This is a genomic window from Nocardiopsis sp. M1B1, from assembly GCF_052466615.1.
Genome location: NZ_CP196194.1, coordinates 5,539,525 through 5,562,549, shown reverse-complemented (window position 1 = coordinate 5,562,549; position 23,025 = coordinate 5,539,525). Strand labels below are relative to the sequence as shown.

The 23,025-nt window shown below is 74.1% G+C and carries 21 protein-coding genes; 10 read left to right on the top strand and 11 right to left on the bottom strand.

Annotated features, from left to right (window positions below; genetic code table 11):
* Window positions 1-26: 26 nt before the first annotated feature.
* A complete protein-coding gene (hisN, locus tag ACSTA4_RS24040; RefSeq protein WP_444961123.1) occupies window positions 27-833 on the bottom strand; it encodes a histidinol-phosphatase in 807 nt (268 codons plus the stop codon).
* A gap of 160 nt (window positions 834-993) precedes the next feature.
* Here hisN and ACSTA4_RS24035 point away from each other — a divergent pair, with 160 nt between their 5' ends.
* Window positions 994-1,578 carry a TetR/AcrR family transcriptional regulator gene (locus ACSTA4_RS24035; RefSeq protein WP_047867405.1) on the top strand — a complete coding sequence of 195 codons (585 nt, stop codon included), beginning with the start codon at window positions 994-996 and terminating at the stop codon, window positions 1,576-1,578.
* 12 nt (window positions 1,579-1,590) lie between these two features.
* Window positions 1,591-1,881 carry a DUF2087 domain-containing protein gene (locus ACSTA4_RS24030; protein WP_019608133.1) on the top strand — a complete coding sequence of 97 codons (291 nt, stop codon included), beginning with the start codon at window positions 1,591-1,593 and terminating at the stop codon, window positions 1,879-1,881.
* A gap of 62 nt (window positions 1,882-1,943) precedes the next feature.
* On the opposite strand, the gene ACSTA4_RS24025 is transcribed toward ACSTA4_RS24030, so the two are convergent.
* Complete coding sequence (locus ACSTA4_RS24025; RefSeq protein ID WP_444961122.1) at window positions 1,944-2,834, bottom strand: NAD(P)-dependent oxidoreductase; 891 nt, start codon at window positions 2,832-2,834, stop codon at window positions 1,944-1,946.
* Between the two features lie 96 nt (window positions 2,835-2,930).
* Here ACSTA4_RS24025 and ACSTA4_RS24020 point away from each other — a divergent pair, with 96 nt between their 5' ends.
* On the top strand, window positions 2,931-3,287 hold the full coding sequence (locus ACSTA4_RS24020) for a winged helix-turn-helix transcriptional regulator (protein ID WP_212642944.1): 357 nt from the start codon (window positions 2,931-2,933) through the stop codon (window positions 3,285-3,287).
* A gap of 9 nt (window positions 3,288-3,296) precedes the next feature.
* On the opposite strand, the gene ACSTA4_RS24015 is transcribed toward ACSTA4_RS24020, so the two are convergent.
* From ACSTA4_RS24015 to aroA, 3 genes are read right to left on the bottom strand one after another with little or no spacing between them, the layout of a single operon-like run.
* Window positions 3,297-3,536, bottom strand: a complete 240-nt coding sequence (locus ACSTA4_RS24015; RefSeq protein WP_444961121.1) for a hypothetical protein — start codon at window positions 3,534-3,536, stop codon at window positions 3,297-3,299.
* A gap of 36 nt (window positions 3,537-3,572) precedes the next feature.
* A complete protein-coding gene (gene rsgA / locus ACSTA4_RS24010) occupies window positions 3,573-4,598 on the bottom strand; it encodes a ribosome small subunit-dependent GTPase A (RefSeq protein ID WP_212642946.1) in 1,026 nt (341 codons plus the stop codon).
* Entirely contained in the window at window positions 4,595-5,941 is a 1,347-nt protein-coding gene (gene aroA, locus ACSTA4_RS24005; RefSeq protein WP_444961120.1) for a 3-phosphoshikimate 1-carboxyvinyltransferase, read from the bottom strand. The genes rsgA and aroA overlap by 4 nt, the downstream gene beginning before the upstream one ends.
* Before the next feature lie 165 nt (window positions 5,942-6,106).
* On the opposite strand from aroA, the gene ACSTA4_RS24000 reads away from it, so the two are divergent.
* Entirely contained in the window at window positions 6,107-7,282 is a 1,176-nt protein-coding gene (locus tag ACSTA4_RS24000) for a cysteine desulfurase family protein (RefSeq protein ID WP_444961119.1), read from the top strand.
* A 30-nt stretch (window positions 7,283-7,312) separates the two neighbouring features.
* Here ACSTA4_RS24000 and ACSTA4_RS23995 read toward each other — a convergent pair whose 3' ends face one another.
* Window positions 7,313-7,999, bottom strand: coding sequence for a peptidylprolyl isomerase (locus ACSTA4_RS23995; protein ID WP_444961118.1), 687 nt, complete (start codon window positions 7,997-7,999; stop codon window positions 7,313-7,315).
* Window positions 8,000-8,291: 292 nt separating this feature from the next.
* Here ACSTA4_RS23995 and ACSTA4_RS23990 point away from each other — a divergent pair, with 292 nt between their 5' ends.
* Both ACSTA4_RS23990 and ACSTA4_RS23985 read left to right on the top strand, forming a co-directional pair.
* Window positions 8,292-9,104, top strand: coding sequence for a helix-turn-helix domain-containing protein (locus ACSTA4_RS23990; protein WP_274974598.1), 813 nt, complete (start codon window positions 8,292-8,294; stop codon window positions 9,102-9,104).
* Window positions 9,105-9,169: 65 nt separating this feature from the next.
* A complete protein-coding gene (locus ACSTA4_RS23985) occupies window positions 9,170-10,378 on the top strand; it encodes an amidohydrolase (RefSeq protein ID WP_444961117.1) in 1,209 nt (402 codons plus the stop codon).
* 154 nt (window positions 10,379-10,532) lie between these two features.
* Here ACSTA4_RS23985 and ACSTA4_RS23980 read toward each other — a convergent pair whose 3' ends face one another.
* Complete coding sequence (locus ACSTA4_RS23980; protein WP_444961116.1) at window positions 10,533-11,357, bottom strand: TIGR03089 family protein; 825 nt, start codon at window positions 11,355-11,357, stop codon at window positions 10,533-10,535.
* Window positions 11,358-11,453: 96 nt separating this feature from the next.
* On the opposite strand from ACSTA4_RS23980, the gene ACSTA4_RS23975 reads away from it, so the two are divergent.
* Genes ACSTA4_RS23975 through ACSTA4_RS23965 form a run of 3 tightly spaced genes read left to right on the top strand, consistent with a single transcriptional unit; the run spans window position 11,454 to window position 15,608 of the window.
* Window positions 11,454-13,505 carry a hypothetical protein gene (locus tag ACSTA4_RS23975; protein ID WP_444961115.1) on the top strand — a complete coding sequence of 684 codons (2,052 nt, stop codon included), beginning with the start codon at window positions 11,454-11,456 and terminating at the stop codon, window positions 13,503-13,505.
* A 52-nt stretch (window positions 13,506-13,557) separates the two neighbouring features.
* Window positions 13,558-14,493, top strand: a complete 936-nt coding sequence (locus ACSTA4_RS23970) for a glycosyltransferase family 2 protein (RefSeq protein ID WP_444961114.1) — start codon at window positions 13,558-13,560, stop codon at window positions 14,491-14,493.
* The gene (locus ACSTA4_RS23965) at window positions 14,490-15,608 is read left to right on the top strand and encodes a glycosyltransferase family 4 protein (protein ID WP_444961113.1); all 1,119 of its coding nucleotides are present in this window, start codon (window positions 14,490-14,492) and stop codon (window positions 15,606-15,608) included. Before ACSTA4_RS23970 ends, ACSTA4_RS23965 begins: the two co-directional genes overlap by 4 nt.
* 68 nt (window positions 15,609-15,676) lie before the next feature.
* On the opposite strand, the gene ACSTA4_RS23960 is transcribed toward ACSTA4_RS23965, so the two are convergent.
* The 3 genes from ACSTA4_RS23960 to ACSTA4_RS23950 form a co-directional block, all read right to left on the bottom strand.
* Window positions 15,677-16,768 (bottom strand): CU044_5270 family protein, encoded by a 1,092-nt coding sequence (locus tag ACSTA4_RS23960; protein WP_444961112.1) that lies wholly within the window; start codon window positions 16,766-16,768, stop codon window positions 15,677-15,679.
* Entirely contained in the window at window positions 16,765-17,367 is a 603-nt protein-coding gene (locus ACSTA4_RS23955; protein ID WP_444961111.1) for an RNA polymerase sigma factor, read from the bottom strand. The genes ACSTA4_RS23960 and ACSTA4_RS23955 overlap by 4 nt, the downstream gene beginning before the upstream one ends.
* Window positions 17,368-17,680: 313 nt before the next feature.
* The gene (locus tag ACSTA4_RS23950; protein WP_444961110.1) at window positions 17,681-18,637 is read right to left on the bottom strand and encodes a lysylphosphatidylglycerol synthase domain-containing protein; all 957 of its coding nucleotides are present in this window, start codon (window positions 18,635-18,637) and stop codon (window positions 17,681-17,683) included.
* Window positions 18,638-18,875: 238 nt separating this feature from the next.
* Here ACSTA4_RS23950 and ACSTA4_RS23945 point away from each other — a divergent pair, with 238 nt between their 5' ends.
* Entirely contained in the window at window positions 18,876-21,503 is a 2,628-nt protein-coding gene (locus ACSTA4_RS23945; protein ID WP_444961109.1) for a bifunctional FO biosynthesis protein CofGH, read from the top strand.
* A gap of 150 nt (window positions 21,504-21,653) precedes the next feature.
* Here ACSTA4_RS23945 and ACSTA4_RS23940 read toward each other — a convergent pair whose 3' ends face one another.
* Entirely contained in the window at window positions 21,654-22,916 is a 1,263-nt protein-coding gene (locus ACSTA4_RS23940) for a glycosyl hydrolase family 18 protein (protein WP_444961108.1), read from the bottom strand.
* Between the last annotated feature and the right edge of the window lie 109 nt (window positions 22,917-23,025).

Sequence of the window (23,025 nt, the reverse complement as noted above, 5' to 3'; positions counted from 1 at the left end):
CCCGTTGTCGTGGGCGGGGTGGGGGGTCAGGCGCGGCGCAGCGGGGTGGGGCCGCCGTTGAGCCAGGTCAGCACCTGGTCGTGGAGCTCCCCGTTGGTGCACACCAGGGGGCCGCCGTCCTCGAAGCCCTCGCCGCGCAGGTTGGTGGCCCGTCCGCCCGCCTCCTCCAGGATGACGGGCAGCGGCGCGGCGTCCCACAGCGACAGCTCGGGCTCGGCGGAGATGTCCACGACGCCCTCGGCGACCATCACGTGCGACCAGAAGTCGCCGTAGGCGCGGGTGCGCCAGACCGAGCGGGTCAGGCCGAGGAAGGAGTCGAGGCGGTCCTGCTTCTCCCAGCCGGTCAGCGAGGAGAAGCTCAGCGAGGCCTCCGACAGCTCCGACACCTTGGACACGTGGCAGCGCGAGGCCTTGGACAGGCTGCGGCCCTGCCAGGCGCCGCCGCCCTTGGAGGCCCACCAGCGGCGGTACAGCGCCGGTGCCGAGACCACGCCCACCACGGGGCGGTCCCCCTCCAGCAGGGCGATCAGGGTCGCCCACACCGGGACGCCGCGGACGTAGTTCGCGGTGCCGTCGATGGGGTCGATGACCCACACCCGGTTGCTGTTGCCCGTCTTGCCGTACTCCTCGCCCACCACGGCGTCGCGGGGCCGGGCGCGGGAGAGCACGCCGCGCAGCGTCTCCTCCACCATCCGGTCGGCCTCGGTGACGTGGGTGAAGTCGGGTTTGGTGTCGACGACGAGGTCAAGCGCCCGGAAGCGCTTGAGCGCGATGTCGTCGGCAGCGTCGGCGAGCACGTGGGCCAGCCGCAGATCATCGTCAAAGGACACCATGACCGGTAACGCTACCCTCACGGGCACGAACATGGCCAAAGGGGCGCTCGCGCGTGACCAGAGTGTTAGTTCCCGGCAGCCCTGGTCCGCGGGAACGGCGGCCCGGTGGAGGGGAGCGTCAGGGGTGTCGTCCGCGGCGGCGGATGCGAGGATGGGGAGTATGGACACCGCGAACCGACAGGGGCGCGCCGAGGGCACCTCGGCGCGGGAGCGGTTGCTGGACGCCGCCTACGCCGAGGTCGTCTCGGGCGGCTGGTCCGACCGGCGCATGGCCGACATCGCGGCGGTCGCCCGGGTGTCGCGCCAGACCCTGTACAACGTGTTCGGCAGCAAGGAGGGCCTGCTCCAGGCCGTCGTGGTGCGCGAGGTGAACGCGCTGCTGGACCGGGTGGTGCGCCTCTTGGACGAGGAGGGCGAGGACCCGCCGCACGCGGTGAGCCGGGCCACGCGCCTGGTGCTGCTGTCCGCCCGCGACAACCCGCTGCTGCGCGCGGTGGTGACCGGGGACCACGGGCTCCTGCCGGTGCTCACCACGCGCGCCGAACCGCTGCTGGACGTCCTGGGCGAGCGCATCACCGCCCTGCTGGGGGAGCGCTACCCGGAGTTGGCCGACTCCGCCGCCGAGGTCGCGGCCGACGTCGCCCTGCGCCTGACGGTGTCCTACTCGTTGCAGCCCATCGACCCCGACGAGGCCGCGCGCAGGGTCGAGACGGTCGTGCACGGGATGCTGACGGTCGGCCGCTGAGGGGATGGCGCCGTGGTGGAGGGTCCGCTGACGGAGAGCGAGCGCCGTGAGGTGCTGCGCGCCTGCATGGCCGACGGGCGGATCACCGCGATCCCGGTCCGCCGCACCGCCCGGCTGGTCCTGCTCGACCAGGTCGCCCGGGCCTTCGAACCGGGGGTGCGCTACAGCGAGGCCGAGGTCAACGCCGTCCTGAGCGGGTTCAGCGCGAACGTGGCGGTGCTGCGCCGCGGCCTGGTCGACGAGGGGTTCATGGAGCGCGACCGCACCCGGTACTGGCGCTGCGGCGGGACCGTGGAGGTCTGACCCGGGCGGCCGCAGTCGGTGGAAGCCGGTGCGGCTGCCCGGTGGGCGCGGCCCGACCGCGTTCAGCGGCGGGGCGCGGCGAGCAGGTCCACCACCCCCGTGCCGTCCTCGTCCGCGTGGCCCCCGGCGAGGCGGCGCTCCATCAGCTCCGCGTACGGCGCGAGGAGTTCGGCGCTCACCCCCTGCTCCTCGGCGGTGCGCAGCAGGGTCCGGTTCCCCCTCACCTGCATGGCGAGGTTGGACACGACGCCCCTGGTGTAGTCGCCGCTCTCCAACTGCTCCGCGGCGGTGTGGACGCCGATGGTCATCGCGCCCAGCCAGTCCGCCAGCAGGGACGCGAACCCCTTCAGCGGTACGTCCTCGCCTCGGACCAGGGCGAAGGCGTGCGCGACCCCGGCGAACATGCCGCTCATCGCGCTGAGCAGGGCCACGTCGTGCAGGTCGGCCAGCCCGGCGTCCCCGCCGACGAACACGGTCTCGGCCACGGCGGACAGGGCCGCCTCGTGCTCGGCGAAGGCCTCCTCGGAACCGCTGTAGAACACGTACCCGCCCGAGCCGGGGGCGCCGATCATCGGCGGAACGGCCATGACGCCGCCGCTGACGAAGCGGGCGCCGCGCCCGCGCGCCCACCCCGCGCGGGCACGCGCCTGGTCCGGCGTCCCGGTGGTGAGGTTGAACAGGTCCCGGTCCGCCAGGTCGGCGTCGGCCAGCGCCGCGCCCACGGAGTCGTCGTCGAGCAGGCAGGCCACCACCAGGCGGGCGGAGGCCACCGCCCCGGCCGCCGTCGCGGCGACGTCGGCGCCCTCCCGGGCCAGCGGCTCGGCCCGGGACGGGGTCCGGTTCCAGACGGTCAGCGGGTACCCGGCGGCGAGCCAGGCACGGGCGAGGGCGGTGCCCATGTCCCCGAGCCCGAGCAGGGCGACGCGGGGCTTCTCGGTGTCGTGTGCGTTCATGTGGACTAGGCTCGTCGCCCGTCAGGGCCCCGACAAGTACGCACTTCGAAGTGCGTGCGCACTCCGGGGTAAGTGTGCTGGTGGGAGGACGGGGCGATGGTCGGCGTACGGAGGCCCGGCGCGTACCACTGCGGCATCGACGCGGCGATGGACGTCATCGGCGGCAGGTGGAAGGTGCTGATCCTGTGGGCGCTGGACGAGGAGCCGCGCCGCTTCGGCGAGCTGCGCCGGATGCTCGACGGCGTCACCGAGAAGGTCCTGGCCTCGCACCTGCGCGAGCTGGAGGAGGACGGGATCGTGCACCGGGAGGACTTCGGCGAGGTGCCGCCCCGGGTCGAGTACTCGCTCACCGCGGTGGGGGAGTCCCTGAACGAGGCCCTGGCCCCGCTCGGCGCCTGGGGCCGCGCGCACGTCATCGATGCCGCCGGGCCGGTGGACGCACACCGGCGCTGACGCCCCGGACTACTCGCCCCGTTCGACGGAGTGCTTTCCCGGGGCGCCCCGACGCCGGAGGGGCCGTACGAGGAGGACCGTCTGCCAGGCGAGCGCGACGACGGCGAGCCCGAGGAGCGCGTAGGCGAGGACCGTCAGGTCCGGCCCGCCGTTCCCCATCCATATGTCCAGGAGCACCGCCGCTGTCACGAGGAGGGCGCTGGTGGCTCCCGCGACGGTCACCGCGCTCACACGTCTGTCGTCGTCCATGGGGGGTTCCTCCGGGAAAACAGGGGGTGGTGCCGGTCAGGACTCGTTCTCGTCGGTGTTCGCGACCTCCCCGGTGTCCCCCTCGCGGCTGGTGAGCAGGCGGCGCAGGGAGGCCACGCGGTCCGGGTCGAGTTCTCCCCGCTCCAGCGCGGCCTGGATCGCGCAGTCGGGGGCGTCGGGCTGGTGTGAGCACCCGGCGGGGCAGTCCTCGGCGGCCTCGGCCAGGTCCGCGAAGCCCTCGACGATGTCCTCGGGGTCGATGTGGGCCAGGCCGAAGCTGCGCACGCCCGGGGTGTCGATCAGCCAGCCGCCCTCGAAGGGCAGCGCGGCGGCGGACGTGGAGGTGTGGCGGCCTCGTCCGGTGACGGCGTTGACGTGGCCCACGGCCCGGTCGGTGCCGGGGACGAGCCGGTTGACCAGGGTGGACTTGCCCACCCCGGAGGAACCCACGAGCACGGTGGTGCGGTCGGCCAGACGGGCGCGCAGGCCGTCCAGGCCGCTTTCGGGGTCGAGCACCTCGTAGGGCACGCCCAGGGGCGCGTACACCCGCACCAGCTCGTCCGGGGAGGCCAGGTCGGCCTTGGTCAGGCACAGCAGGGGGGAGAGCCCGGCGTCGTAGGCGGCGACCAGGCAGCGGTCCACGAAGCGCGGCTGCGGCGCGGGGTCGGCCAGGGCGCAGACGATCGCCAGCTGGTCGGCGTTGGCCACGATCACCCGCTCGACCGGGTCGGTGTCGTCGGCCGTGCGTCTGAGCACGGAAGCCCGCTCCCTGACCCGCACGACGCGGGCCAGGGTGTCCGGTCTGCCGGAAAGGTCGCCGACCACGTCGACGCGGTCGCCGACCACGATCGAGCCGCGGCCCAGCTCGCGTGCCTTCATCGCCACGACGGGAACGCCGTTGACCAGGCAGCGGTACCGGCCCCGGTCCACGGCGGTGACCAGGCCCTCCACGGCGTTCTCGTGCTTGGGCCGGTTGCGGGTGCGGGGGCGCGAACCGCCCCGGGCGCGCACGCGGATGTCGTCCTCGTCCAGGTGGCGTCCCCCGCCCCGCGTGCGGCTCATGCCAGGGCCTCCGCCCACAGGCCCGGGAAGTCGGGCAGGGTCTTGCGCGTGGTGGCGATGTTCTCCACCTCCACCCCGGGCACCGCGAGCCCGATCACCGCTCCCGAGGTGGCCATCCGGTGGTCGTCGTAGGAGTGGAACACCCCGGCGCGCATCGGGCGCGGGTTGATGAGCAGCCCGTCGGGCAGCTCCTCGGCGTCGCCGCCCAGCCGGTTGATCTCGGCGGCCAGCGCGGCGATGCGGTCGGTCTCGTGGCGGCGCAGGTGCGCGATGCCGGTCAGCCGGGAGGGGGTCGTGGCGAGCGCGGCCACGGCGGCCACGGTGGGCGTGAGCTCGCCCACGTCGCGCAGGTCGGCGTCGATGCCCAGTATCCGGCCGGTGCCGCGCAGGGTGAGCAGCCCCTCGGGCGAGCGGGAGACCTCGCCGCCCATCCGGGTGAACAGCGAACGCAGCTCGTCGCCGGGCTGGGTGGTGTGCTCCGGCCACCCCTCGATCGTCACCTCGCCCCCGGTGACCAGGGCGGCGGCCAGGAAGGGCGCGGCGTTGGACAGGTCGGGCTCCACGGTGATGTCGGAGACCTTGACCGGTCCGGGCTCGACCCTCCAGGAGTTGTCGGCGGTGGACACGGTGACCCCGGCCGCGCGCAGCATCTCCACGGTCATGTCCAGGTGCGGCTGGGAGGGCACGGGGGGACCGGAGTGGCGCACGTGCACGCCCTCGGTGAAGCGGGCGCCGCTCAGGAGCAGCGCCGACACGAACTGGGAGGAGCCGGACGCGTCGAGGGTCACCTCGCCGCCGCGCACGGCGCCGGTGCCGTGCACGGCCATCGGCAGCGCGCCGCGGCCGCCGTCGTCGATGTCGGCGCCCAGGGCGCGCAGGGCGGCCAGCAGCTCGCCCACGGGCCGCTCGCGGGCGCGCGGGTCGCCGTCGAACTCCACCGTGCCCGAGGCCAGGGCAGCCACCGGCGGCACGAACCGCATCACCGTGCCCGCGTTGCCGACGTCGACGGAGGCCGGACCGCGCAGCGGGGCGGGGGTGACCGCCATGTCCTCCCCCTCGGTGGTGATCCCCACACCCAGGGCGCGCAGGGAGCCCGCCATCAGCTCGCTGTCCCGGCTGACCAGCGGGCGGCGCACCAGGCACGGCGTCTCCGACAGGGCGGCCAGGACCAGCGCGCGGTTGGTCATGGACTTGGACCCCGGCAGTGACAGCCGGGCGCGCACCGGCCGCTCGGCCGTGGGCGCGGGCCAGTGCCCGTCGGCGGCCCCGGCCGGGCTCGGGGACGGTGCGGTGCCGGGGTTCTGGCCGGACTGGACGGGCTGCGAGGACGCGGACTCAGGCATGACACAAGGTTATCGGGAGCGGCGCGGCCGCAGGGGAACGCCTTCCCGCCTGTGGACGACGCGTCGGAGGGGGCGGCGGCCGGTCCGGCGGTCGGCCCGGCGGCGCGTGCGGCCACGGGCCCGGAGAGGCAGGACGACCCGGGACGGACGTATCCTTGTCAGGCCATGGTGTATCTGGATCACGCTGCCACGACCGACGTGCGCCCCGAGGTCGCCGCCGAGGTCGCGGCCGAGCTCGGCGCCCTCGGGAACCCGTCGTCCCTGCACGGCCACGGGCGCGCCGCGCGCCGCACGGTGGAGGAGGCGCGCGAGCGCCTTGCCGGGGCGCTCGGCTCGACCCCGCACGAGGTGGTCTTCACCGGGGGCGGCACCGAGTCGGACAACATCGCCGTCAAGGGCCTGTACTGGGCGCGCAACACGCCGGACGCCCGCAGGCCCAGGATTCTCACCAGTGCCGTCGAGCACCACGCCGCCCTCGACCCCGCGCACTGGATGGCCGAGCACCAGGGGGCCGTGCACGAGAAGGTGCCCGTGGACGCGCTGGGCCGGGTGGACCCCGGGGTCCTGCGGGAGACGATCGAGGGCGGCTCCGGCCCCGGTGCGGTCGCGCTCGTGTCGGTCATGTGGGCCAACAACGAGGTGGGCACGGTGCAGCCGGTCCGGGAGCTGGCCGCTGTCGCCGCCGAGTACGGCATCCCCTTCCACACCGACGCCGTCCAGGCCGTGGGCGTGGAACCGGTCGACTTCGCCGGGAGCGGGGTGAGCGCGCTGACGGTCAGCGGCCACAAGCTCGGCGGCCCGGTGGGCGCGGGCGCGCTGCTGGTCGCGCGCGGCCTTGCCCCGGTGCCGGTCCTGCACGGCGGCGGCCAGGAGCGCGACATCCGCTCGGGCACCCTGTCCCCGCCGCTGCTGCGCGGACTGGCCACGGCCGTCCATCTTGCGGTCGCCGAACGCGAGGAGCACGCCAAGCACCTGTCGGACCTGCGCGACGAGCTGGAGGAGCGGGTCCGCGACGCGGTCCCCGACGCGGTCGTCAACGGCGACCCCGCGCGCAGGCTGCCGGGGATCTCGCACATCTCCTTCCCCGGCTGCGAGGGGGACGCGCTGCTCATGCTCCTGGACGCCAAGGGCATCTCCTGCTCGACCGGCTCGGCCTGCTCGGCGGGGGTGGCCCAGCCCAGCCACGTGCTGCTGGAGATGGGCGCCGACGCCGGGACCGCGCTCAGCAGTCTGCGCCTGTCGCTGGGCCGCGCCTCCACCCGGGAGGACGTGGCGGCGCTGGGGCGGGCCATCGGACCGGCCGTGGAGCGGGCCAGGGCCGCCCGCGCCAGACGCCGCTAGGAGGACGCGGCGGCCCCGGACACGGGCCGGCTACTCCGCGCGGTGCACGGTGACGGACTCGATGGTCACGTCCTGGGCGGGACGGTCGTTCATGTCGGTCTCGGCGTTGGCGATGCCGTTCACCACCTCCATGGACTCCTCGTCCGCGACGTGCCCGAAGATCGTGTGCATGCCGTTCAGGTGCGGGGTGGGCGCGACGGTGATGAAGAACTGCGAGCCGTTGGTGTCCGGGCCTCGGTTGGCCATGGCCAGCACGCCCGGCTCGGAGAACTCGCGGCCGGAGTCGAACTCGTCCTCGAAGGTGTAGCCCGGGCCGCCCTGGCCGGTGCCCTGCGGGTCGCCGCCCTGGATCATGAAGTCGTCGATCACCCGGTGGAACACGGTGCCGTCGTAGAACGCGGCCTCGCCCGTCGCCGGGTTGGGCACGCCCTCGCCCTCGGCCAGGCCCACGAAGTTGGCCACCGTGACGGGCGCCTCCTCGGGGAAGAGCTCCAGTTCGATGTCGCCCTCGCTGGTGTGCAGCGTGGCGCCCTCGACTCCGGTGACGTCCACCTCGGCGGGGCTGCCGGTCTGCTCGGAGGTAGTCTCCTCCGGCGTGCCACCGCCCTCCGATCCGCCCTGGTCGGCCGGGGCTGCGGCGCCGTTGGCGCAGGCGGAGGCGGCGAGAAGGGCGGTGCAGGCCAGGAGGGCTGTCGCCGGGAGGGGCAGAAGCTTCATCGGTTCACTTCCGGGAATGAGGATCGCGGCTGGGCGGCACACAGGCTACTCGGCCGGGGGAAGTGCCCTCGTCAGCGGGTTGGCTTTCCGTCATGGCGCGACCACGGTCCGCCCCCGCGGCCGCTCCGGCCGCCCCGCCGCGACGCCCCGATGACTTGTCACGGATCGCCGTACCCGTCCGGTCGCTTGACCGGCGACCCCGGCACGGGAGAAGGTCGGAAGAGGACGGGGCGGGGTGCCGGCGGTGTGCCGGGGGCGAGTCCCCGCCCGGCGCTGGAGGGAGGGAAGTGGATTGAACACCGCACTGCCGTCCGCGATGTGGCTCCCCTTCGCCGCGAGGGTACTGCGCGCGCGCTCCGACAGGGGGCTCTCACGCGCCGAACTCGCCGCGACGGTGGGGGTGACCGACGACAAGCTCCGCGAGGTGGAGAGCGCGCACTGCAGGCCGGCCCGCTCGCTGGTCGAACGGGTGGACACCGCCCTGGGCGCCGAACACCAGCTCGTGGACGCCTGGGCGATCACCCTCCAGGCCGAGGCCTTCCCCAACGAGTTCGGCGACCAGCGCGAGCTGGGCGTCCACGCCACCCACCTGTGGGAGTACCAGCCCATGGCGGTCCCGGCGTTCCTGCGCACCCGCGAGTACTCGCGCGCCGTGCTGCGCCCGCGCCACCCGGACCTGTCCCCGGACGAGGTCGAGGAGATGGTGGAGGAGGAGATGGCCCACCGGGCCTCGATGACCGGCACGGAGGGGCCCGTGCTGCGGGTGGTCCTCAACGAGTCGGCCCTCCAGCGCCCGCAGGGCGGGGCCGCCGTCCTCAACGCACAGCGCGACTTCCTCGCCGACCTGATCGAGGCGGGCATCGTCGCCATGGGCGTCATCCCCGAGCAGACCCCGAACCACCCCGGCCTGGGCGGCGCCTTCCGCCTGATGGAGTTCGCCGACCGCCCCAGCATGGTCTACGCGTTCGCGGCCCAGGGCGGGGACCTGACCGCCGAACCCGAGCAGGTGGGCCGCTGCACCACGGTGCGCGACGCCATCGAGGCCGCGACCGAGGAACTCACGCCGGGGTCGGCGCTGCTCACCGCCCGCTGGCCGGCGGGGTAGCGGGCCGCCCGCCCGAGCCCCGCGGGGCTTGGGGATACGCCCCGTGATGGGCTAGGTTGCCCGCCATGGATATCGCGATCACATCCGGATACGTCGTCCCCGTCGACGGAGACCCCATCGACGGGGGCACCGTCCTCATCTCCGACGGCCGGATCGCCGCCGTCGGTGCCGACGTCACGGTCCCCGAGGGGGCCACCGTCGTCGACGCCTCCGGCAAGTGGGTGCTCCCCGGCTTCGTGGAGGCCCACGGCCACATCGGCATCGACGAGGAGGGCGTCGGCTGGGCCGGTGACGACACCAACGAGATGACCGACCCCAACGGCGCCCGCATGCGCGCGCTGGACGCCATCAACCCCGCCGACCGCGGCTTCGCCGACGCCCTGTCCGGAGGCGTCACCAGCTCGGTCGTCAAGCCCGGTTCGGGCAACCCCATCGGCGGCCAGACCGTGGCGATCAAGTGCTGGGGCCGCAGCATGGAGGACCGCCTGATCCGGCACCCGGCCAGCGTCAAGAGCGCCCTGGGCGAGAACCCCAAGCGGGTCTACGGCAACAAGGACAAGCTGCCCTCCACCCGCCAGGGCGTGGCCGCCGTCATCCGCGACGCCTTCACCAGGGCCCAGGACTACCGGGCCAGGCGCGAGCACGCGGCCTCGGAGGGCACCCCGTTCGAGCGGGACACCACCCTGGAGGTGCTGGTCCGGGTCCTGGACGGCGAACTCCCGTGGTGCCAGCACACGCACCGCGCCGACGACATCCACACCGCGATGCGCCTGTCCGACGAGTTCGGCTACCGGTTGATCATCAACCACTGCACCGAGGGCCACCTGCTGGCCGACGAGATCGCCGAGCGCGGCATCCCCGTCATCACCGGCCCGCTCATGACCAGCCGCTCCAAGGTGGAGGTCAACAACAAGACCCTGGCCAACCCCGGCATCCTCGACCGGGCGGGCGTCAAGGTCGCCCTGACCACCGACCACCCGGTCGTCCCGATCGAGTTCCTGGTCCACCAGGCCACCCTGTGCGTCAAGGAGGGCATGGACCCGCGCTCGGCGATCCGCGCCCTCACGGTCAACCCCGCCGAGATCATGGGCATCTCCGACCGGGTCGGCTCCCTCAAGCCGGGCCTGGACGCCGACGTGGTCGTGTGGTCGGGCGACCCGCTGGACGTGATGAGCCGCGCCCTGCGCGTGTTCGTCGAGGGCCGCGAGGTCTACACCTACGACGAGGCCACGCGCGAGCGCACCGTGCTCGACGCCTACTACCGCGAGGGGTGAACGGCCGCGCCGGGCCCCCGGTCCGCGGGGTTCCCGGACGCTCCGCTGCCGACGGACAGCGGTCGGGCTGCGGGCTGACCAGGCGTGTCGGCCCGCAGCCGACATGGAGGCGTCACGGAGAAGGGAAGGGAGCGGGGCCCTCGGGACGCGTCCCCTAGGAGAGCCCCACCGTCCGGAAGGGCGCCCCGTCCGGCAGCGCGGCGCCACCGGCCCCCTCCGCCCCGCGGAACGCCACGGTGACCTTCTCCATGCCGGTTCTGCGCAGCACCTCGTCCGGGCCCGCGGAGGCCAGTGGCGTCAGGACGAGCGGCGCGCCCGCCGCCACCGGGGCCAGCAGCAGCTCCGCACCCTCCCCGAGCAGGGTCAGCGGGGCGTCGGGTTCGGCGAACAGCGCGACCCGGTCCTCGGCGTCCAGCTCCCACAGCCGCGCCCGGTCGCGGGCCTCGGCGGTCAGCTCCGCGCCGGTCCGGACGCCGGAACCGCGCAGCGCGGGCGCCCCGGGGTCCACGGGGTAGGGCGAGAAGTGGTCGCCGTGTCCGCGCACCTCCACCGAGTAGTCGAGCACCATGGGCGGCACCTCGGCCAGCGGCAGCCCCAGCGGGTGCAGGGACGTGCCCACCACCTCCTCGGCGCCGCTGTCCAGGGCGGCCTCCAGGCGGTCGGCGTCGGCCACGGCGACCTGGGCGCCCTCGGGCAGGTCCGCGCCGGGCCGCGCGAACTCCGCCACGGCCCCCACCGACCAGCACGAGACCAGCCACACCAGTGACTGCCAGTGCACCGGCAGGGCGAGCACCACCCGGTCGTCCGGCTGGGCCCCCAGGCCGTCCACCAGCATGTTCGCGGTCTTGGACACCCAGTTGTCGAAGGTGGCGCGCGACAGCTCCACCCGGCCGCCCGAGGCGTCGTAGGAGGTCACGAACGGTCGGGACGGGTCGTCGGAGACCAGGGCGCGCCACAGCTGCGCGGGAGTTTCGGACATGACCGCCACTCTAGGGCGTCACGGGGGCTCCGCGCGGACCCCCGCGCGGGCCGCCACGGGTGTGCGTTGGTGCCGGGGAGCTGTCAGAGTTGCCCCATGCGCTTGCTCCCCGGACGGTTCCTCGCCCGTGCCACCGCGCTCCCCGCGATCGCCGTCTCGGCCTGGCTCCTGGTGGCCTTCCCCCTCCTGGCCCTGGGTTCCCTCACCCCGCTGACGGCAGCCGTCCTCGGAACGCCCGCCGTGCTCGCGGCCTGCCTCCTGGTGCCCCGGCTCATCCCCGACCCGCCCGACCAGGAGGACGCGCCCTGGTGGCCGGTCGTCCTCGTCTTGCTGATCACGGTCGCCTTCGCCGCCGTGCAGATCGCCTACCACGCCGAGGCCCTGGTCATCCGCCGCGACCCGGCCTCCTACGCCATGTACACGGCGTGGATCGCCGAGAACGGGTTCCTGCCCATCCCGCAGCAGCGCGAGCTCATCGCGGGCGACGACCCCTCGCTCAGCTACCAGAGCCTGGCCCACTACCAGCGCGGCGACGTCATCTGGCCGCAGTTCATGGCAGGTGCGCCCCTGGTGACCTCCATCGGCTACTGGCTGGGCGGGCTCGACGGGATGCTCGTCACGACGCCGGTCCTGGGCGCGCTGGGCGTGCTCACCTTCGCCGGGCTCACCGCGCGCCTGGTCGGGATCCGGTGGGCGCCCCTGGCCGCCCTGGTCCTGGCCGTGTGCCTGCCCCAGCAGTGGGTCAGCCGCTTCACCTACAGCGAGCCGGTCACCCAGATCCTGCTGTTGGGCGGCCTGGTCCTGGCCTACGACGCGCTCGCGCGGCGGACCCGGATCACCGACCGGTGGTCGTCCGCGCACACGCTGGCCGCCGTGGCGGGACTGGCGTTCGGTCTGGGGCTGGTGGTGCGCATCGACGCGATCCGCGACCTGCTGCCCGTGGTCGGGTTCGTCGGTCTGCTGCTGCTCGCCCGCCGGGGGCAGGCCCTGCCGCTGCTGGGCGGGCTGGCCGCGGGCGCGGGGCTGGGCCTGTACGCCGGGTACGGGCTGTCCCTGCCCTACCTGGAGTACCTCTCCGACTCCCTCAACCCCCTGCTCCTCATCAGCGCCGTCGTCATCGCCGTCACCGTCGCGGCCACCGCCGCCCTGTGGCGCCACGGCGTCCCGCGCGTGGAACGCGTGCGCCGGCTGCCCGACGCGGTGGCCGCGCTCGCCCTGCTGGCCATGGCGCTGTTCGCCGTCCGCCCCCTGCTGTGGCCGGACTACGGGCACGGCAGCGACTTCACCGACGGCTGGGTCGCCTACGTCCAGCAGCGCGAGGGCCTGCCCGTGGAGGGCAGCCGCACCTACTACGACATGAGCCTGTACTGGGTGGGCTGGTACGTGGGCCTGGCCACGGTCCTGTTCGCCTCGCTCGGCGTCGCCCACGTGCTGCGCCGCCTCTTCCAGCGCCGCGACCTCCAGTGGCTGCTGCCCGCCATGCTGTTGGTGTGGACGGTCGGCACCACCCTGCTGCGCCCCGCCATCACCCCCGACCACCCCTGGGCCAGCAGACGGCTGATCGCCCTGGTCATCCCGGCGTTCATCCTGTTCGCCGTCTGGTTCCTGGCCTGGCTCACCCGCTACTGCGCCGTCGCAGCCCACTCCGGCCGGAGCACTCCGGCGGCCCGCGCCCTCCCCGTCGTGGTCGCCGCCAGCGCCTCGGTGGCGCTGCTCGTCCCCACCGCGGCCACGGCGGCCGCCGGGATCATGGGGTACAGACAGGACGTCGGCAGCGTCGCCGCCACGCACCGGCTCTGCGCGGCGCTGTCGGAGGACGCCTCGGTGGTCGTGGTCGACTCCGACATGGCCGGGAACTACATGCCGCTGCTGCGCAACGTCTGCGGGGTGCCCACCGCGTCCATGGACGAGCCGACCCCCGGCGACGTGGACCGCGTGGTCTCCGAGATCCACGAGCGCGACCGCGACGCCGTGCTCGCCGCCTCCGACTGGCAGGTCCTGGAGGACCTCACGGGCGGCGAGGCCGAGCCCGAGAGACCCTTCCACGTGAACGCCCGGATGGACCCGAGTACCCTCATGGAACCGCCGACCGGTTCCTGGGCCTTCAGGGGAAACGTGTGGGTGTCCGTGTTCCCCGACGGGGGATGAGCGCCCGGCCCGGCCCCTCCCGAACCCACCCCACCCCGCCGAAGAAGAACCCATGAGCCACAGAAGCGACGACGCACCCAGGCAGCACGGCGAGGACCAGCCGGTCCGCGTCACCATCGTGCTCCCCTGCTACAACGAGGAGGACCACGTCGTCGACGAGGTCAAACGGATCTGCGGCGCCATGGACGCCTCCGGGTACTCCTACGAGCTGCTGGCCGTGGACGACGCCTCCACCGACGCCACCCTGGCCCGGCTGCGCGACGTGGAGCCCGTGTACCCGCACATGCGCGTCATCGCGTTCGGGCACAACGGCGGGGCGGGCACCGTCCGCCGGATCGGCAGCCAGCGGGCCCGCGGCGAGTTCGTCGTGTGGACCGACGCCGACATGAGCTACCCCAACGAGCGCATCCCCGAGCTGGTCCGCATGCTGGAGGAGGACCCCGGGACCGACCAGGTCGTGGGCGCGCGCACCCAGGAGATGGGCAGCCACAAGGCCCTGCGGGTGCCCGCCAAGTGGGTCATCCGCAAGATCGCCGAACGCCTCACCAACACCCGCATCCCCGACCTCAACTCGGGGCTGCGCGTGTTCCGCCGCGAGGTCGCCCGCCCCTACCTGCGGCTGCTGCCGCCCGGGTTCTCCTGCGTCACCACCATCACGCTGGCCTTCCTGTCCAACCAGCACCCGGTCAGGTACGTGCCGATCGAGTACGCCAAGCGCGCGGGCACGTCCAAGTTCCACTTCGTGGGCGACGCCTACCGCTACATCCTCCAGGTGCTGCGCATGGTGATGTACTTCAACCCGCTCAAGGTGCTCATGCCGCCCGCCCTGGTGCTGCTGGGGGTCGGCGCCGCCAAGTTCGTCTTCGACCAGGTGCGCAACCCGCTCTACATCCCCAACAACACCGTCATGATCCTCATGACGGGGCTGATCATCGCGGCGATCGCCCTGCTGGCCGACCTCATCGTGCGCTCCAGGGACAGCGCGTGAGCCCGGCGGTGCGGGTGGCCCTGATCGGGCCCGCCCACCCCTACAAGGGCGGCGGCGCCCGGCACACCACCGAGCTGGCGCACCGGCTGAGCGCGCTGGGCCACCCCACGGCCGTGGAGTCCTGGCGGGCGCAGTACCCGGCCGCCCTCTACCCCGGCCGGCAGACCATCGAGGACCCCGAGGGCGAACCCCACCCCGGCACCCGCCACGAGCTGGCCTGGTACCGGCCGGACGGGTGGTGGCGGACCGGGCGGCGCCTGGCCCGCGAGGCCGATCTGGTGGTGCTCACCCTGTTCTCCCCGGTGCAGGTGCCCGCCTACCTCGGCGTCCTCGCCGGGGTGCGCTCCGTACGGCGTTCCGGGGGCGCGCGGGTGGTGGCGCTGTGCCACAACGTGCTGCCCCACGAGCGCCGCGCCGTGGACGTTTCCCTCGTGCGGGCCCTGCTGCGGCGGGTGGACGGCGTGGTCGCCCACTCGCCCGAGCAGGCGCGCCTGGCCGAGGGGCTCAGGGGACCCGGGGCGCGGCGGCCCGTGGTCGCCCAGATGCCACCACACCTGCCCGAGACCGGCGGCGCGGCGGCCCCGGCGCCGGGGGAGCGGCGGCACCTGCTGTTCCTGGGCATCGTCCGCCCCTACAAGGGGGTGGACCTGCTGCTGCGCGCCCTGGCCGACGGTGCGCCCGAGGACGTGACGCTCACCGTGGCCGGGGAGTTCTGGGGCGGCACGGCGGAGCTGGAGGAACTGGCCGCCGGGCTGGGGATCGCCGACCGGGTGCGGCTGCGGGACGGGTACGTCCCCGCCGGTGAGCTGCCGGAGCTGTTCGCCTCGGCCGACGCGGTGGTGCTGCCCTACCGCACCGCCACCGCCACCCAGAACGTGTGGCTGGCGCACGAGCACGGGATTCCGGTGGTGGCCACCCGCGCCGGAACCCTCCCCGACCACGTGCGCGAGGGGGTCGACGGCCTGCTGTGCGCGCCGGGCGACGCCGCCGACCTGGCCCGCGCGCTGGGGGAGTTCTACGCGCCGGGGGAGCCCGAGCGGCTGCGCGCCGGGGTCCGCCCGGTGGAGGCCGAGCCGTACTGGCGGGCCTACACCGAACGGCTGCTCGGGGCCTGATCCCGTACGCCGGGGAGGACGCGGAGCGGCCCCGGGCCCGAGCGGCGGGGAACCCGGGGCCCGCGCGGTCACTCGGGCTGTTCGTCGGTCCAGCCCATGGACTCGTGGAGCCGGTAGCTGACCACGTCTCCGGGTCCGAGCCAGGCGGTGTCCGAGGCGGCGGGCTCCAGCACGACCAGCTCGTCGGACAGCAGAGCGCCCGTTGCCGGGTCGAAGAGGAGGCGCTGCTCGTACGCACCCGACTCCCCCGATCCGGCGTGGTAGGCCAGGCCGACGGCGGGCCGTCCCGACACGTCGGTCACACCTTCCAGGGGACGGGCCCCGGGGAGCCGCGCGAGCACGGTGTACACGCCCGCCCGCACCTCGGGCGGGAACGGGTACTCCAGCATGAGCGCGATGGCCCCCATGTTCTCGTCCACCGTAGCCCCCTCGGAGGGGGACAACAGCAGCAGCTCCGACAGCTCCTCCGGGTCCGGGGACAGGGCCTGGAGCTCCTCGAACGTCACCACCTCCGTGCCGAGGGCGTACGCCACGCCTTGGCTCTCGTCGGCGGAACCGAGTCCGGACACGTCCGGAGGGACCTCCCCGCCCTGGGCCTCGTGGTCCGTGGGCCAGTAGGTGGGGCGGCCGTCGCGTTCCCAGGCGTCCCGGTCCTCCTGCCGCAGCAGGGACCAGTCGGTCGACACCACCCGGTCCGTGGTGGTCCCCCCCTCCATGACCGTCCACGTCTCCCAGGTCTGGAGCCCGTAGATCCCGTACCGGTCCTCCCCGGAGCCCGCGCTCCGGGAGCTGCCGCGGACGGTGCGTACGTACCAGGCTCCGCCGTCGGCCTCCTGGGAGCGTGCGGCCTCGATGACGGGACCCATGACCTCCATCACGTCGGGGGTGTCCCCGGGCCCCTCGGAGGAACCGGGGCCGGGGCCCACCGCGACCGAGTCCGGCTCCGGGTCGCCGACAGGGCCCAGGACGAGGAAGGCGAACACGGCGGCGGCCACGAGCACGGCTGCTCCGGACAGGGTCAGGGGCAGCAGGGACACCGGGCGGGGGCGGGACGGCGGCCTGCCGTCACCGGGCCGCCAGCCCGTGCGCAGGGTCAGCTCCTCGGGGGCGGGTTCGCGGACCTCGGCCCGCATGCGGCGCAGGTGGTCGAGCTCGTTCACCGGGAGTCCTCCTTCAGGGGCGTGGCGGCGCGCAGAGCGGCGCGCACGCGCTTGCGGGCGCGGTGCAGCCGGGAGCGGACGGTGCCCACCGGAACGCTGAGTACGGAGGCGACCTCCTCGTAGGTCAGGTCGCCCCAGGCGACGAGCAGGAGGACGTCGCGGTCACGGGCGGACAGCCCGGCCAGCGCGGCGGCCAGGGGCTTGGACGCCGACTGCGCGTCCACCCGCGCGGACACCCGGTCGGCGAAGCCCTCCAGGACGGGGTCGACACCGGTCCGGGCCAGGGCCCGGTAGTGGCGCGTCTCGGTGCGGTGGTGGCGGCGCACCAGGTTGGCGGCGATCCGCCACAGCCAGGGGCGGGCGTCCGGGTGGGCCGGATCGTAGCGGTCGCGCTTGCGGAAGGCGATGTGGAAGGTCTCGGCCACCACGTCATCGGCGTCCGGTCCGCCCAGCCGCCGGGCGGCGTAGCGGTGCAGGGCGGGCGCGTGGCGGCGGAAGACCTCTCCGAAGCGCGTCGGCTCCTCCAACGACAGCATGATGACGGTCGCGTCGGTCTCCGCGTCCTCGGCTCCGGCGGCCCGGGATACGGCACGGGGCATGGGGGATTCCATCGATTCGTGTTCTGGCGGGGGCGGTCTCACACTCCTACTAGCCCGAACCCGGCGGGAGGGTTCGCGGACCGTCCGGCGTTCCGGGTGCGCCGCTCGTCACCCTCCGGACCGCGAGGGCCCCGACCGCCGCTTCCGCGGGCCGGACCGTCACTCTCACGCTGAGTGCTCTTGCCGGTCGTTCCCGCGCCGCTGCCCCCGCCCCCTCGACGCCGGTGCCCGGCCGCCGCCTCCGCTTCGGCGCTTCCGAGACGCCGGTCCCGGCCCGCCTGATTCCGGCGCCGCCGACGGGACGGGGCCCTCCTCAGGGACGCGGTCCGGGCACGGCCTCCGGCCCCGGCACGGCCCGCCGGGACAGCAGCACCGACAGCCCCGCCCAGGCCACGTCCGCCACGGTCATCACCAGCCGCGACAGCACCGCCACCACCAGTGCGGCCCCGGCGTCCACCACCGGCGCCAGCGCCACCACCAGCACCGCCTCGCGCACCCCCAGGCCCGCCGGGGCGAACACCACCAGCAGCCCCAGCGTCCACGCCAGCGCGTAGGCGCCCACCGCCGGTCCGAGCGACCGCAGCGCCTCGCCGCCCACCGCCCAGGTCAGCAGCCACACGTGCAGGCCCAGGGGCACCCAGGCCACCAGGGTCCACCCCACGGCCGCGGCCATGGACCGCCCGCACACGTCCAGGGGCCCGGCCTCGGCGACCTCGCGGAACCGGGCGAAGGGGCGGGCCGCCAGCCGGATTCCCCAGCCGACCACGCGCGGGTGCAGCGCGGCGAGCAGCACGGGTGCCAGCGCCAGCGCCCACCACCAGCGGCGGGCCGCCTCCGCCGACGACAGCGGCAGGGCCACCGCCGCGACCGCCAGCCCGGCCGCGACCGTCACACCCACCGCGAGCAGGGTCGCCGCCGCACCGCGTGTGCGCGGCACGTTCCAGTCCCGGGCCAGCTCGACCTGGGCCACGAAGGCCCACACCGAACCCGGCAGGTACTTGCCGAGCTGCCCCACGAACATGACGCGGGCCGCCGTGCGGCGGGGCAGGGGGGAGCCCATCCCGGCCAGCAGCGCGCGCCAGGCGAGCATCTGCGCGGTGAGCCCCGCCATGCCCGTCAGCACCGCCGCGGGCAGCACCCACAGGGGCAGCGCCGCCGCGGCGTCCCGGGCCTGTTCCCAGTTCGCGCGCAGGGCCAGCCCCACGCACACGCACACCACCAGCAACAGCGCCAACCGCGCCCACGGGCTACTGCGCAGCCGACTCAGCACGTGGCCTCCCTCCCGTACGTGCCGACCCTACGCCGCCCGCGCACCCTCCGGCCCCCGTGGACGCCCCGGACCAGCGGCCCCAGCGTGCACAACTGATTCACAGGCCCCACCACGCCACCGAGGCCCCTCCCGCACCCCCGACCAGCGGCGGAACACGGCGGTGACGCACCGCACACATGCGGCGCCACCGGTGGTGCGTCCGCACGCGCGCGAGGAGCGGGGCGTAGGGTTGCGCCCTATGAGTGGTGCGAACGACCCGGCCCCCGTCCCCTCCCCGACCCCGTCCGCCATGCGCAGGGCCCTGGCCCGCGCCCGGGACGGCAAGACCCTCGACGTCACCGAGGCAGAGGTGCTCCTGCACGCCAGGGGCGAGGACCTGGACGTCCTCCTCGAACACGCCGGAAGGGTGCGCGACGCCGGGCTGGAGGCCGCGGGCCGCCCCGGGGTCGTCACCTACAGCCGCAAGGTGTTCGTCCCCCTGACCCGCCTGTGCCGCGACCGCTGCCACTACTGCACGTTCGCCACGGTGCCGGGCCGCCTCGACGCCCCGTTCCTGTCGCCCGACGAGGTCCTGGACATCGCCCGGCGGGGCGCCCAGATGGGCTGCAAGGAGGCCCTGTTCACACTCGGCGACCGGCCCGAGGACCGCTGGAAGCAGGCCGCCGAGTGGCTCAACGCCCACGGCTACGACGACACCCTGTCCTACGTGCGGGCCATGGCCATCATGGTGCTGGAGGAGACCGGCCTGCTTCCGCACCTGAACCCGGGCGTGCTCACCTGGGCCGACCTCCAACGCCTCAAGCCCGTCGCCCCGTCCATGGGGATGATGCTGGAGACCACCTCCACCCGGCTGTTCACCGAGAAGGGCCAGGCCCACTACGGCAGCCCGGACAAGGACCCGGCGGTGCGGCTGCGCGTGCTGGAGGACGCCGGGCGCTCCAGCGTCCCCTTCACCACCGGCATCCTCCTGGGCATCGGTGAGAACACCGCCGAGCGCGCCGAGTCGATCTTCGCGATGCGCGGCGCCTCCCGGCGCTACGGCGGCGTCCAGGAGGTCATCGTGCAGAACTTCCGGGCCAAGCCCGCGACCGCGATGATGCACCGGCCCGACGCCGAACGCGAGGAGATGGCCGCCGCCATCGCCGTCACCCGCCTGGTCATGGGGCCCAGGGCGCACGTGCAGGCGCCGCCCAACCTCATCGGCGCCGAGCACGGGGGCGTGGACGAGTACGGTCTGATGCTGCGCGCGGGCATCGACGACTGGGGCGGCGTCTCCCCGCTCACCCCCGACCACGTCAACCCGGAGCGGCCCTGGCCGCAGATCGACGACCTGGCCGCGCGCACCGCCGCCCACGGCTTCGCCCTGCGCGAGCGGCTCACCGTCTACCCCGAGTACGTCCTGGCCGGGGAGCCCTGGCTGGACCCGCGCGTGGCCGGGCACGTGGCCGCCCTCGCCGACCCCGAGACCGGTCTGGCGCGCGAGGACGCGCCCGTGGTGGGCCGTCCCTGGCAGGAGCCCGAGGCGGTGCTGGTCTCCTCCGGCCGCACCGACCTGCACACGGGGATCGATGCGGAGGGGCGCACGACCGACCGCCGCGGCGACTTCGACGCCGTCTACGGTGACTGGGACGAGCTGCGCTCGGGCGTGGACCGCGAGGGGGCCGTGCCGCGCAGGTTCGACCCCGACGTCGCGGCGGCCCTGCGCAGCGCCGAGTCCGACCCGGCGGGGCTGTCCGACGACGAGGCGCTCGCCCTGCTGCACGCCGACGGGGCCGAACTGGAGGCGCTGACCGACCTGGCCGACCGGGTGCGCCGCGACGCGGTCGGCGACGACGTCACCTACGTCGTGACCAGGAACATCAACTTCACCAACGTCTGCTACACCGGTTGCCGCTTCTGCGCGTTCGCCCAGCGCCGCACCGACGCCGACGCCTACACGCTCTCCCTGGAGCAGGTCGCCGACCGCGCCGAGGAGGCATGGAAGGCCGGGGCGACCGAGGTGTGCATGCAGGGCGGCATCCACCCGGACCTGCCGGGCACCGCCTACTTCGACATCGCCGCCGCCGTGCGCGAGCGCGTCCCGGACATGCACGTCCACGCGTTCAGCCCGATGGAGGTGGTCAACGGGGCGGCGCGCACCAACCTGCCGGTCCGCGAGTGGCTGCTGCGCGCCCGCGAGGCCGGGCTCGGCTCCGTGCCGGGCACCGCCGCTGAGATCCTCGACGACGAGGTCCGCTGGATCCTCACCAAGGGCAAGCTGCCCGCGGCCGAGTGGATCGACGTCATCACGTCCGCCCACGACCTGGGCATCCCCACCACGTCCACGATGATGTACGGGCACGTGGACTCGCCCAGGCACTGGGTGGCGCACATCAAACTGCTGCGCTCCCTCCAGGAGCGGTCGGTGGAGCGCAACGGCCGCCGGGGGTTCACCGAGTTCGTCCTGCTGCCGTTCGTGCACACCAACGCGCCCATCTACCTGGCCGGGCTGGCCCGCACCGGGCCGACCGTCCGGGAGAACCGCGCCGTGCACGCCCTGGCCCGCCTGCTGCTGCACGGGCACATCGACAACATCCAGTGCTCGTGGGTCAAGCTCGCCGAGGACACCTGCCGCCAGCTGCTCTCGGGCGGGGTGAACGACGTCGGCGGCACCCTGATGGAGGAGACCATCAGCCGGATGGCCGGGTCGGGGCAGGGGTCGTTCAAGACCATCAGCGACATCCGCGCCCTGGTCGAGCCGACGGGCCGCCCCGTCCGCCAGCGCACCACGACCTACGGTCCGGTGCCGCAGGAGCGCCAGCGCGCGGCCGAGGCCAGCGACGGCGTGGCCCCCAGCGTCCGGCGCCCCTCGCTGCCGCTGGTCTAGAGGTCGGAGGAGGGGGCGAAGCGCCGGGGGACGGCGCTCCGCCCCCTCCTCCAGGGGGGCGGCGGCCCGTCACCTGTGGGGAGTGTGTGACGGGCCGCCGGGGAGCCGCGTGTGGCGGAAGGGGCGGGGGCCCTCCCACGCGGCCTCGGATCAGCAGGTGCCGACGAGCCTCCAGACGCCCCACTCGCCGGTGGTGCCCGGCTCCTCGCCGCGGGTCCACCACTGGGCGCGGTACTCCGAGCCCCCGTGGGAGACCACGTCGCCGCCGGTGTAGGTGCTGTCGGCCGTCCAGGCAGCGGCGGTGCAGTCGCCGGGCTGCTCGGTGGGCTGCTCGGTCGGTTCCTCGGTGGGCCCGCCGCCGTCGCCGGGGCCGGTGGCCAGGCGCGCCGAGATGGTCTCGGCGAAGGCGTAGCCGCTGGTGGCGTCCCAGTTGACGGACCAGGTCATCACACCGCCGATGGGGCCGTACGGGGTGGCGGGGGAGAAGGACCCGCAGTTGGTCCCGGCCTCCAGGCAGTCCAGGGCGCGCACGATCTGGCTGGGCGCCATGTACCCGCCTCCGGCGGCGGACTGCACGGCGGGCAGCCCGAGGCCCACCTGGTCCGGGCTCAGCCCCATCTCCAGCTGGATGCAGGCCAGCGCGGCGACGAAGTCCGGGGTGCCCTGGTGGTACACCTGGTCGTCACACCCCAGCATCGAGCCGGAGTTGTAGTACTGCATGTTGACGATGGTGAGGATGTCGGAGATGTCCGAGGCGAGCTTGTAGTACTCCCGGTCGGGGCTCTGGAAGTCGATGGTCTGCGGCGCCATCGTGATGATCAGGTCCGATCCGGCCCGGCCGCTCAGGTCGCGCAGGGCCTGGGACATGTACTGCGCGTTGATGCCGTGCTCCAGGTCGATGTCGACCCCGTCGAAGCCGTAGTCCTGCATCAGCTGGTACACGGTGTCGGCGAAGTTGTTCGCCTGGGTGGCGTTGGTGACGCTCACGTGGCCGAGCTCGCCGCCCACGGAGATGACGACCTTGCGGCCCTGGGCCTGGACGGCCGCGATGTCGTCGCGGAACTGCTGGTCGGTGTAGCCGTTCAGCTCCTGGCTGGCCAGGTTGAACGTGACCCCGCCGTCGAGGGTGGGGTGGTTGTCGGCGAAGGCGACGGCCACCAGGTTGTACTCGGAGGGGACCTCCGACAGCGGCATCACGGTGGAGCCGTTGTCGAAGTTGTGCCAGTACCCGGTGAGCCACTGGCCGGTCTGCTGGACCCGGGCGGAGTCGCTGTCGGACACGGTCTCGACCTCGGTGGGAGCGGGGGAGAGCTGGCTGAAACCGGCGAGGAGTCCGGCGGTCAGGAGGGCGAGGGCGCCGGTCAGCGCGGCCTTCGCGGCTCGGGGGGCTTTCCTGAGGCGGTGTTCGGGCATCGGGGGTTGCTCCTGTCGTCGAGCGGGGGTGACGAAGGGGCTCTGTGAGCCGCTAATTGTTAGGAAACTTTAAAGTTGTCACGCGGCTGCGTCAACGAAAACGGTAAGG